This window comes from Pseudomonas putida, from assembly GCF_001976065.1.
Lineage (GTDB): Bacteria > Pseudomonadota > Gammaproteobacteria > Pseudomonadales > Pseudomonadaceae > Aquipseudomonas > Aquipseudomonas serbica.
The window spans coordinates 517,975-529,688 of record NZ_MNAH01000001.1 but is presented as its reverse complement, the minus strand read 5'-3'; the positions used below and the strand labels follow the sequence as shown (position 1 = coordinate 529,688).

Annotated in this window: 8 protein-coding genes; 3 read left to right on the top strand and 5 right to left on the bottom strand. The window is 60.6% G+C overall.

Translation table 11 applies throughout. The features are described 5' to 3' along the window. Nucleotide 1 precedes the first annotated feature (1 nt). Both BKX96_RS02415 and BKX96_RS02410 read right to left on the bottom strand, forming a co-directional pair. The gene (locus BKX96_RS02415) at nt 2-1,450 is read right to left on the bottom strand and encodes an MFS transporter (protein WP_077182572.1); all 1,449 of its coding nucleotides are present in this window, start codon (nt 1,448-1,450) and stop codon (nt 2-4) included. Nucleotides 1,451-1,630: 180 nt separating this feature from the next. Further along, on the bottom strand, nt 1,631-2,461 hold the full coding sequence (locus tag BKX96_RS02410) for an alpha/beta fold hydrolase (protein ID WP_077182571.1): 831 nt from the start codon (nt 2,459-2,461) through the stop codon (nt 1,631-1,633). Nucleotides 2,462-2,858: 397 nt separating this feature from the next. Here BKX96_RS02410 and BKX96_RS02405 point away from each other — a divergent pair, with 397 nt between their 5' ends. Beyond that, the gene (locus BKX96_RS02405) at nt 2,859-3,110 is read left to right on the top strand and encodes a DUF6555 family protein (protein ID WP_077182570.1); all 252 of its coding nucleotides are present in this window, start codon (nt 2,859-2,861) and stop codon (nt 3,108-3,110) included. 72 nt (nt 3,111-3,182) lie between these two features. Beyond that, nucleotides 3,183-3,461: a hypothetical protein gene (locus BKX96_RS02400; protein WP_046815126.1), complete on the top strand. Its 279-nt coding sequence runs from the start codon at nt 3,183-3,185 to the stop codon at nt 3,459-3,461. Between the two features lie 140 nt (nt 3,462-3,601). Here BKX96_RS02400 and BKX96_RS02395 read toward each other — a convergent pair whose 3' ends face one another. Together BKX96_RS02395 and BKX96_RS02390 are read right to left on the bottom strand one after the other, a co-directional pair. Beyond that, the gene (locus tag BKX96_RS02395; protein WP_046815125.1) at nt 3,602-4,621 is read right to left on the bottom strand and encodes an alpha/beta hydrolase; all 1,020 of its coding nucleotides are present in this window, start codon (nt 4,619-4,621) and stop codon (nt 3,602-3,604) included. 81 nt (nt 4,622-4,702) lie between these two features. After that, nucleotides 4,703-5,695: an MBL fold metallo-hydrolase gene (locus BKX96_RS02390; protein WP_077182569.1), complete on the bottom strand. Its 993-nt coding sequence runs from the start codon at nt 5,693-5,695 to the stop codon at nt 4,703-4,705. Nucleotides 5,696-5,993: 298 nt separating this feature from the next. Between BKX96_RS02390 and BKX96_RS02385 the strand changes: the two genes are divergently transcribed. Further along, the gene (locus tag BKX96_RS02385) at nt 5,994-6,473 is read left to right on the top strand and encodes a helix-turn-helix transcriptional regulator (RefSeq protein ID WP_046815123.1); all 480 of its coding nucleotides are present in this window, start codon (nt 5,994-5,996) and stop codon (nt 6,471-6,473) included. A 57-nt stretch (nt 6,474-6,530) separates the two neighbouring features. Here BKX96_RS02385 and BKX96_RS02380 read toward each other — a convergent pair whose 3' ends face one another. Next, complete coding sequence (locus BKX96_RS02380; RefSeq protein ID WP_077183113.1) at nt 6,531-11,585, bottom strand: trifunctional serine/threonine-protein kinase/ATP-binding protein/sensor histidine kinase; 5,055 nt, start codon at nt 11,583-11,585, stop codon at nt 6,531-6,533. Nucleotides 11,586-11,714 lie beyond the last annotated feature (129 nt).

The window sequence follows — 11,714 nt, the reverse complement described above, 5'->3', positions numbered from 1 at the left end:
TTCATGGGCCTTTAGCCTGGGACAAAGGCCTGGCCACCTGCTCCAACGCCCGACGCTCAGCCGCCACGCCCCACACCGCTTGCACCAGCGCCGCCACACACATCAGCGCCGCGCCGATCAGATAACCGATCAACAGACTGCTGCGCTGCTGGGTCTGGATCAGTTGGCCAAACAGCATCGGCCCGATGATGCCGCCCAGGCCCGTGCCAAACGCATAGAACACGGCGATGGCCAGGGCGCGGATTTCCAGTGGGAAGGTTTCTGCAACGGTCAGGTAGGCCGAGCTGGCCGCCGCAGAAGCGAAAAAGAAGATCACCATCCATGCCGCGGCTTGCTGGGTAACATCCAGCCAACCCTGCTGGAAGGCATAGCCACTGAGCGCCAGCAGAACTCCCGATGTCGCGTAGGTGAAGCTGATCATCACCCGTCGGCCGATCAGGTCGAACAGACGCCCAAGCAGCAGCGGCCCGCAGAAATTGCCCAGTGCCAGGGGCAAGACGTACCAACCGACCTGCTCGGCGGGCACCTGGTAAAAATCGGTGAGCACCAGCGCATAGGTGAAGAAGATCGCGTTGTAGAAAAAGGCCTGCGCGGCCATCAGGGTCATCCCCACCAGCGCCCGGCGCCGGAAGCTGACGAACAGGGTATGGAAGATCTCCGCCAGCGGCGTATGGTCCCGCGCGTGCAGGCGCAGGGGTTGATGGGTTACGGCCGGCAACTCATGGTCTTGTTCGCGCAGACGCGCTTCGATGCCTTCGACGATGAGTTGCGCTTCATCGTGTCGACCATGGATCAGCAGCCAGCGCGGGCTTTCCGGTAGCCACAGGCGCATCACCAGGATCACCAGGCCCAGCATGGCACCGATGCCAAAGCACAGGCGCCAGCCCAGTTCGCCGCCGACCACCTGCGGGTCCAGCAGGACGATGGCCCCGCCGGCGCCCAGCGCGGCGCCTAACCAAAAGGTACCGTTGATGGTCAGGTCGACCCAGCCGCGGTAGCGTGCCGGGGTGAATTCCTGGATGGTCGAATTGATCGCCGTGTATTCGCCCCCGATGCCCATGCCCGTCAAGAAGCGCAGCAGCAGGAAGCTTTCCAGGTTGAAGGAGAACGCCGTGGCCGCCGTGGCGCCCACGTACAGCCATAAGGTGATGAAGAACAATTTGCGCCGCCCCAGGCGATCGGTCAGCCAGCCGAACAGCAGCGCGCCGATCACCGCGCCGGCGATGTAGATGCCGCCGGCCAGGCCGATATCGAAGTTGCTCATGCGCAGGTCGGGGCTGTTTTTCAGCGCGCCGGACACCGAGCCAGCCAGCGTCACTTCCAGGCCGTCGAGCAACCAGGTGATGCCCAGCGCGACCACCAGCAGGGTATGAAAGCGGCCCCACGGCAAGCGGTCCAGGCGGGCTGGAAGATCGGTTTCGAATATCGTGCCGGCTTGTTGGTGGGTCATCGCCACAACGGGTCATGTGCAGTGCGTTGTGAGTTAGGAGTCAGCCCCAGGATCGGGAGTTCAAAATTCCACTGCCGCACAAGGCAGGGGCAGGATTGATTCTGTAAGGGCTGGCTTGCCAGCGATGGCGATCCCAACGACGCCATCGCCGGCAAACCGGCTCCTGCAGATCCGTGTTGCTTAACTTCTGACGAAAGCCAGCAGGTCGGCGTTGATGGTATCGGCGTGGGTGGTCGGCATGCCGTGGGGGTAGCCGGAGTAGGTTTTCAGCGTGCCGTTTTGCAACAGCTTGGCTGACAACGGCCCGGAGTCTTCATAAGGCACGATCTGGTCATCATCGCCATGCATCACCAGCACCGGGATCGTGATGCTCTTCAGATCCTCGGTGAAGTCGGTCTGGGAGAAGGCCACGATCCCGTCATAATGGGCAATGGCACAGCCCATCATGCCTTGTCGCCACCAGTTCTGGATGTTGCCCTCGGACGGTTTCGCACCCGGGCGGTTATACCCGTAGAAAGGCCCCGCCGGAATGTCACGGTAGAATTGTGCGCGGTTGGCCTTGAGCTGCGCCTGCAGGTCATCGAACACCGACTTGGGCAAGCCGCCCGGATTGCCTGGGGTTTGCACCATCAAAGGTGGCACGGCGCTGATGATGACCGCCTTCGACACGCGGCTTTCGCCGTGGCGGGCAATGTAATGGATGACTTCCCCACCGCCGGTGGAGTGCCCCACATGCACGGCCCCTTTCACGCCAAGATGGTCGACCACGGCGGCGACGTCATCGGCATAGTGATCCATGTCGTGCCCATCCCATACCTGACTGGAGCGCCCATGGCCGCGCCGGTCGTGGGCAATCACCCGGTAGCCGTTCGCCAGGAAAAACAGCATCTGGGCATCCCAGTCGTCGGCACTCAATGGCCATCCGTGATGAAACCAGATCACCGGGGCATCGCGCGGCCCCCAATCCTTGTAAAAGATCTCGACACCGTCCTGCGTTGTGACATACCCCATGTTCGCGTCTCCTCAATGAAAGGTTACACCGCTTGACCGCCAAAACACCTTGGGACTAACGACAACTTCAAGGTCAATGGGTTTTGGCTGGAGTGTGAGAATAGGCGAACTGGCGAAAAACAGCAGATGTTCAAACCATTGAGAATCACGACTGCCGGACAGTCGCTCGATGTGCTCGGCATCGGAAACAATGAATTATGCGTTGCTGCCGACCTCTACTTCCAAGCACTGCACAGAGAGCGGCTTTCACGAAATTAAGCGAGTCGTTGTTAGTGGAAACCACTAGTCCAGCCCCCGCCAAAACCATGATCTGACAGGCCATGTCGTTCTCGAAATTTCTTTGAATTTTTTCTGACACCGCCACTCCTTTGTCTATGAGCGAATGGAGGGGGATCTCATGAACACGGGTCTTTTTGTCATTGAATACAAGCTTCATGGGGAGCCCAAGTCATTCATTATCAGGACGACGATCAAGCGCAGCGCTGATGCATGGCACTGGGCAAGTTGTGATGCAGGAGTGGCACCCATACCCAAACCGGGAAGGCCGCCGCTTAAGGTCGTCTCCAAGCCTCAAGCCGAGAAGTACGGGATCAGTGACGTGACATGGCGCAAGACAGCAACCTTGAACTGGACAGAGGTGGCAACTTGATGGGCAGACTTTTTTACGGCAGGTATTGATGAACTGCCTATTTTGCGAACAAACCAGGTGTCAGGAGGTTTTATGAGCGCGCAGTCAATTGAGTACCATTTCGAGGTCTACGAGGAGTCTTTCACCAATGCCCCTGTTTGGAGCGTTGAAGCATCAACGCCCTTCCCCGCTGTGTCGATAGGTGATCGTTTCAATCACGTAGGTCTTGACGTTGCCTGGGGCAGGACGGCCACCGACGAAGAGGAATATCGAGTGGTAGACATCGACCACTATTTTTCGCAAAGCGAGGGCAAGCTTGCGTACAAGACCATGGTGAAACTGATGCTGAAACACCGCAACCAGATCTATTGAGGTTTTCGCTCCCGTTTGGTCAGTGAACTACCCAATGACTTTGAAGTGTTCGACGTTGCCAGCCTCGCCTCCTTGTGCTTTGTATTGAGTGAGGCCAGATCACTGAGAAGCCTGCCACACGGCAGGCTTCTTTTGGGGGCTCAGTTCAGATGCGTTTTGAGCTCCAGTGCTGCCTGACGCACCGCAGCCTTGACCTCGGGAATCGAACTCAGCGGATTGAGCAGGCCGAAGTCATGGATCATGCCGTTGTAGCGCACTGAGGTGACCGGCACACCCGCCGCATCCAGATGGCGGGCATAACCTTCACCTTCATCACGCAATACATCGAACTCGGCTGTTTGCACCAGGGCTGCCGGCAGCCCTTCAAGTTGTTCGGCGCTGGCGTTGAGCGGTGAGGCGTGAATCTGTGCGCGCTCGGCCGGGTGGGTGGTGTAGTTGTCCCAGAACCACTGCATCATGCCCTTCGTCAGGAAGTGGCCCTCGGCAAATTGCTGATACGAGCCACTGTCGAAGCCGGCATTGGTCACCGGCCACATCAGTAACTGAAAGCGCAGGGCGGGGGCTTTCTGTTCCTTGGCCATCAGCGCCACGACCGCCGCCATATTACCGCCGACACTGTTGCCGGCTACCGCCAGCCGCTTACCGTCGACACCGATGTCCCTGCCATGTTCGGCCACCCAGCGGGTCGCGGCATAGGCCTGATTGATCGCGGTCGGGTACTGCGCCTCTGGGGACGGCGTGTAATCGACGTACACCGCGACGGCACCGGAGCCTACCACCAGGTCGCGAATCAGGCGTTGGTGTGTTGGGAAGTCGCCCAAGACCCAGCCACCGCCATGAAAAAACATGAACACCGGCAACTCACCCTTGACCTTGGCCGGGCGGACGACTTTCAGCTTGATGATTTGCTCTCCCACCGCGATTGAGCGGTCGCTGACTTCGACCCCGGACAGATCAACCTTCACCGAGGCCTGTGCACCGGTCAGAACCGCACGGGCGTCCTTCGGGCTCAGTTGCTCCAGCGGTTTTCCGCCACCGGCCGCCAGGGCTTCAAGGAAGGCTTGGGTATTGTGCTCGACGCCAGGGCTACCTGCGGCAAAGGCATTGTCCAGGGAAAGAGCCAAGAGGGTGGTGGCCAGAGTTTTCTGGATGGTGCCCATGGGTAATCCTTTTTAGTTGTTTGAGTTTGAATGATCCAACGATGGCGCCGGCAAGTTCGGCCGGCGCTATTTATTGATTTGTTACTCGATCAGCGGAACGTTGGCGGCTCGTTTGTACGGTCCGTACTCCAACGGCACCCACTCGAAATGCTTGTCCACGGCGCTGATATGACCGATACCGGGGAACGGCAAGTGCGCGGCCGCCACCCAGGTTTTGTTCGCGGCAGCGGCACTGAACACCTGGTTGCGACTCTTGATCGCTTGCTGATTGTTGACGTCGAACCCGATCGACACCTCCGGGTGCAGGAACTGCACGGCGAGGTTGTGCACCAGGTCCCCCATGAACAGGATGCTCTGCCCCTGGGAGGTGAAGCGGTAAGTGCTGCTGCCCGGCGTGTGTCCGGTCTCCAGTTGGGCCTCGACCACACCCGGCAAAGGCGACTGACCCGGGGAGAAGGTTTTGAAGCGCCCCGCAGCGATGTAAGGTGCGGTGGAGTCCTGCGCGATCTTGAAGAAGCCTTTGGCCGCCTCCGCAGCTTTAGCCAGCGCCTGCGGGTCCAGCCAGTAATCGGCTTCGGCCTTGGCGGCGTACACCGTGGCATTGGCGAAGATCGGCTGCTGCTGACCATCCACCAGACCGCAGACATGATCCAGATGCAGGTGCGTAAGCAGGATGGCATCGACCTGCTCCGGCTTGTAGCCGGCGGCTTGCATGTTGGCCGAGAGCTGGCCGGCGGTGGCACCGATGCACTGCCCGGCCCCGGTGTCGACCAGAATCAGTTGTTTGCCCGTATTGATCAGGAAAGCGTTGAACGCCGTCTGCACGCCCGGTGTTTCAATCGCACGACGGGCGAGCAGCGCGCGGATCTGACCCTGGCTCATGCCCTGCAGCAGCTTCGGTGAAAGATCGTTGTAACCGTCGAACAGCGCCGTCACTTCGTAATCGCCCACCGCCAACCGGTAGTAGCCGGGGACCTGAGTGGCCTGAATCGGCGCCTGAGCCTGGGCGCCAGCCGAAGTCAGCACCAATGCCAGGCCAAATCCACGCAGTGTGCAAACCAGAGAATGCTTCATGCCTCACCTTTGATCGAGTCAGAAAGCGGCTGATCACGTCAGCCGAGTAAACTCGATCATGCACCTGCCCAACACCTTGAAAATTGCAGCGATGTGCTAATTTTGCGCAGGGGTATGACACGGCATATGAATGGACGTCGACCATCGGATCTGTCGAAAATCCGCAACGGTTCACCCGCCTGTAGCGGTGTGCTGTCCAACGCCTGTGACAAGGCTCACTTCATAACTCTTAAGGTTTGCTTAAGGACTTTAAATGTCGCCGGCGGACAGACTTTCCTGAACGATCAGGAGAGCCACCATGAACCCGCAATCGGTGAATACAAACCATCCATGCCCTGGTGTACGGCCGTTGGGCGCCCTGTCCGGCTGGCAGGAGCGCCGGGCCAAGGAACTGATGCTGCGTGACATGGGCAGCTGCGTTCGCATCAGCGCGATTGCCGAACACTGCAACCTGTCCCGTAGCCATTTTTCCCGGGCGTTCAAAAAGGTTACCGGCCACTCGCCGCAAGGCTGGCTGGTGATGATGAAAATCGAAAAAGCCAAACGCCTGCTGATCACCTCGATGCCGATCACCGATGTCGTCTATGAATGCGGTTTCGCGGACCACTCGCATTTCACCCGCACCTTCAGCCGCCTGGAAGGGATAACACCCAAGGCATGGCGCCGGGCCTGTGATCAAGCAACGAGCCACCCTGCCCCGCCACCCGTAATTGATCGAGACATACCCCACTGGAGCATTCGCGATAGCCTGGTCGACGGGCGAGAACTACACGCGTGAAATGATCGAGATCAACTAAAACGAACACCTCCCCTTGGCCGCTCATGCGGCCTTTTTTCATCCGGCGCTGGCCGGTGCCAGGGGCAGGTTGAAGCAAATCCGTGCGCCCTGCTCGCTGTCCTGAACCACCAATGTCCCGCCGTGTGCACCGATCACCGACCTGCAGATGGCCAGTCCCATCCCCATGCCGCTGCCTTTGGTGGTGTAGAACGCATCGAAAATCTGCTCGCGCTGGTGAGCATCAATTCCGGGGCCATTGTCCTGGAAGCAGACCTGGACATGAGCGTCCTTCACAACAGAGCCGATGATGATGCGTCCATCGGACAACCCTGCTCCGGCGATGGCCTCCAGCGCATTGGTAATCAGGTTGAACACCACCTGCTGGATCTGCACCTCGTCCGCCGGCACCTGGCATTGCGCATCGAGCCGGGTTTCCAGGCGCACTTTGCGGTTAGCCAGATCGGTGGCGCTCAAGCGCACGACCTCTGCGATCAAGCTGTCTATTTGTACCGGCAACCGCTGCAACGGCGCCTGCTTGGCGAGAACGCGAAGCGCCTGGACAATGTCCGCGGCGCGGGCGCTGTCTGAGCGAATGTCTTCCAGCCCCTGAATCGCCTCCTCCAGATCGGGCTGATCACGCTTGAGCCAACGCAGGCTGGCCGAGGCATTGGACACAATGCCCAGCAGCGGCTGGCTGATTTCGTGGGCAATCGAAGCAGAAAGCTCGCCCATGACCTTGAGGTGCGAGCTACGCGCCAGTTCCGCGCGGGAGCTGCGCAAGTCCGCCTCCATTTGCGCGTGTAGCCGGTTATCCTCGACCAGCTGTTCATACAGCTTGGCGGTTTGCAGTGACACGGCGGCCTGAGAGGCGAGAATTTCCAGCATGGTCAGGCGCTGGGCGTTGAACAGTTTGGGGACCAGGCTATTTTCCAGATAGACCAAGCCGATCAACAGGCCTTGTTTGAGCAACGGCAGGCATAACACCGACCGCACCTGGCGCTGTTGCAGATCGGTGCTGTAGGCCTCGGGACAATCGGCCTGGGCGTCGTCGAGCACCAGGGTCGTGCGCGTGCGCATCGTGGCGTTGAGCACCGAGGCCGGCGCCATCAGTTCGAGCGGTTGCGCGCAGGCCAGAGTGACCCGCACATTGCCGGCTTCGACCGAAGCTGTCGCAGCCAGTTGCAGTTCGGCGCCGCTGACCATCATCAGCATGCCATTGTCGGCACCGGCCTGAATCATCAAGTGATTCATCAGGGTTTCGACCAGTCGCTCGAGCAGAACCTCCTGCGACAGTGCTCGCGCCGCTTCGATCCCCACTTCAAGATCGAGGCGGACCTGAGTCATGGGCCGGACCGGTTCAAACGATGGCTGCGCACTCAGGAACGGGTGCAAGGTTTCCAATAGGTGTGCCTTGCTGTTGGCGCCCCACAGGTTGTAGCAATCGCGCGCGACACGCAGGTGGTGGTTGGCACCCGACACCAGCCCGTTGGATAGGCAGATATCGGCCAGCTGTTCATGGGCCAGCGCCTGCTCATGGATGAAACCTGCCGCCGCCGCAGCGATCTGAGACTGATCGAAACAGCGGATGGCTTCCAGCTCCTGACCGCGCAAACGGGCGATGACACCCTCGATCAGCAGCAGTTTATTGCGGAAGGTTATCGGGTTGAGTTCGATCCACGGCAGGAACCGCAGGCGTTGCCGCTCAAGTTTTTCCAGTTTTGCCGCCACCTCGCCCGGCGCTTGCGCACTGCCCAGCGCCAGGCTGTAGAACAGGTAGTAATCGGCGAGATTGATATGCGCCGGAATGGACCAGGCGAGCGCGGCGGCTTCTTCGAAACGTCTTAATGCGTAAGGGATATCGCCAAAATAAAACGCCGACATGCCTGAATACAGCCACGACCAGAACAGCGTCGGCTGCGACACACGGGTACGGTCGATGGGGCCGAAACGGTCATGTTCGACGCCATCCAGTTCGGCCAACGGCCGGTGCAGGCGCCCGTCACGCAGATCGGTGGCGAATGCCTGCTGCGCCAGCAGGATACGCTCGATATCGATGTAGTGAAATTGCCGCACCCACGCCAATCCATGCTCCAGTTCGCTCAACACCCCTGGCAAGGGTTCGCCCATGAACAGCAGGTCGGAACCGACGTGGTTGCAGGCGTAGCAGGACATGCCCAGGTCGCCGCCGGCCTGGCCGCACTCGAATGCGGCGAAGGCCTTCTGTCGAGCGTACGCCATCGGTCGCGTCCACGGGCTGACCTGATCGAGCGCCACCAGCGTGCCTGTGCGCCCTGCTTCGTAGCCGTGCTTGTCGGTGAGTTCAAGCGCCACTTCGGCGAAGGCCTGCCCGTCCACATATTCGCCATAGCGTTCGGCAATCATCACGCCAAACCAGGCAAAACCGTAACCGCTGCTTGGCGTGGTGCCATGCAACAGTGTGAGTTCGACCATTTTTGCCAGATGCAGAAAACGAATGTCGTCGTCGACGAAGAACGAAGAAATCAACGTACTGAGCAGCTCCATGGCCGCTTCGACAGACGGGTCATCGGCCTTGGGCAGATGCACCAGATCGGCGATGCGGCGCGCGCCGACAAAGTCGCGAACCTGGGTGAATGCCAGGGTCAAATCGTTCTGCGAGGGCCTGCGCTGAAGGGGAATATCCAGCAAGGCCAGACCGCTCAACGCCTCGGTGATCGCCCCCTCGTAATCGGAGTGCAGCGTGCGCAAGGTGGCCCGTAACCGATAGGTCTTCGCGCGGTCGAGCACTGTGGTGGCCTGGGCCAGGCACTCGTCGAGGCGGCACTGGGCGCCTTCCAGGTCGGCCAGGAGCATGTCGCACTCGGCAGCCAGCCATTGGGTGGCAAACGCCTGGCTGTAGAGGCTTGACCAACCTGTCTGGCCGAGCAGACGCTCGGCCGTGCGAAGATAGCCCATGGCCTGCTCGACAGCGGCGGTGTCGCGGGCGCGTTCGGCGGCCTCGACCAGCAGCTCGACGAACGCGGCGCGGCGATGCGCCTCCAGTTCATCGACGTCAATGCGCTGGACCTGGCTGGCGATTTCAAACACACGCTCATGGATCTGCTCGCCCCAATGATCCAGCATGGCGCCAGCGATACGCGCATGCTCGGCGGCGCGTCCCGCTGAAGCCACAAGCTGACAGGCCGCCTCAAGCACACGGTCGTGGGGAAACACCAGTTGCTCGCGTTCACGCAACAGAAAACCTGCATCGACCAGGCTTTGCACATCACGGGTGATTGGTTGCGCCTCACACGGCAACAGCCGATGCAGCAGTGATTCGTCACAGCGTCCGCCGACATAACCGGCCGTGCGCAGCACTTCGCGCTCCATCGGTGACAGGCGTTCGAGTCGCAATACCATCAAGTCCGCGACATTGTCGGCGTAGCGATAACCGTCGACCTCCTGTTGATTCCAGACCCAACGGCGCCCCTGCACGTCAAAGCGCACCAGTCGTTCATCGATCAATGCGCGCAACACTTGGCTGACGAACAGAGGGTTGCCGGCCGTCTTGTAATGCACGACTTGCGCGAGCGCTGCAATCTCCCTGGTATCGGTGCCCAGTTCTGCGCCGATCATCTGTGCGACCGCGGCGACCGACAATGGCCCCAGCATGACACTTGCACAAGGCAACGATTGCTCGCGGCCCAGCACCTCCAGCACTCCCCCCTTACGCTTGAGGGCCTGCGTCTGCGCCTCGCGGTACGCCAGGATCAGTACCAGATGCCGGGGCCGCCGGTCGACGAAGGCCTGCAAAAACGACAGCGTCGAATCGTCTGCCCATTGCACGTCATCCACGAACAGCACCAGGGGGCATCCCGGCTGGGCGAAGACTTCCAATACATCCAGCAAGGTGCGGTTGGCGCGCTCGAGCGCATGTCGGGCCGGCATGTTCGGCAGCTCAGCTGTGACCCCGATGACCAGCTCGGCCTCGGGCGCCAGTTCCACCAGAAGCCTGCCCCGCCCCTTGAGCCGTTCCACCAGTTGCTCGCCCAGCGTCTGCAGCTCCAGGGCCGGCTTGCCCAGCAACTGCGTCAACAGCGACTTGAAGATCTGTGCCAAGGGTGCAAATGGAATTTCCTGCTGCAACAGATTGCTTTTGCCGCTGGCCCAGTAGCCTGGCGCCAGGGGCCGGACCCCCTGATGTATCAACGTCGACTTTCCGGCGCCCGGCGCGCCACCGACCAGCAGGACCCGAGCAATGCCATCGCTGCCCACCTGATCCATCAGCTCGACCAACTGTGTGCGTTCGGCCTCTCGACCAAACAGCACATCGCCGCGGGCCGAGGAAGGCAACACATCGAAAGCGCCCAGGCGGAACGCGTCGATACGCTTATTTTCCAGCCACTGCTGTTGGCACCAGGCCAGATCGACGGCCATTGATTCGGCGCTCTGGTAGCGGGCACCCGGCTCTTTCGCCAGGCCTTTGAGCAGCACTTGGCAGATGCCTTCCGGCAGATCGGTGATACGAATCGCCGGTGATTCAGGCTGGACAGCGGAATGCACGTGCAGCCATTGGGAAGGGTCACGGGCGGTGAGCGGCAGGTGGCCGGTCAGTGCCTGATAAAGAATCGCAGTCAGCGCGTAGATATCGCTGCGCGCATCAAAACTGGCGGCATCGCGTCGAACCTGCTCGGGGGCCAGGTAAGGCCATTGCTCCAAAGGGGGCAGTTCAACGGCGGGCGCCTCCCCGGCATGGCTGTGAACACTCAATAGTCTGACCGAGTCGCCCGCACCCACCACCAAGTGGTGAGGAAGCAGGCTGGCATGTCGTACACCCCTCTTCTGGGCGCTTGCCAGCGCGTTGGCCGCCGCTACGGCGATGGCCAGCAAGCGTGCCAGTGGCAGCCCTGTTTCACTGATCAAATCAGTCAGCGGTACCCCGGATACGGGATAAATCAACAAAGGCCCCTCGGCCGAGCGGATGAAGGCGACAGGGGCAATCGCCCAGGCCGGATCCAGGCGCAAGTGAAAATCGCGCTCCAGCCGCTGACATAGGGAAGGCCGCTGAATCGGCGCCCGGGCGGCGAGCCAGCGTGTGTCCGATGCACGATCCTGGAGCGTGAACCAGGTCAGGTCGTTTTCCCGGCGCAGCAGGGTGAAGGCGCAACGCTCCAGCCAGGCTTCATCGTGTACGACATCAAGATTGTGCAAACCGGATGCTGAGAGAGAGCTGCTGGGCATGAACAATCACCGCTGAAGATTCGTTTCGGGCTGAGCGGGTGA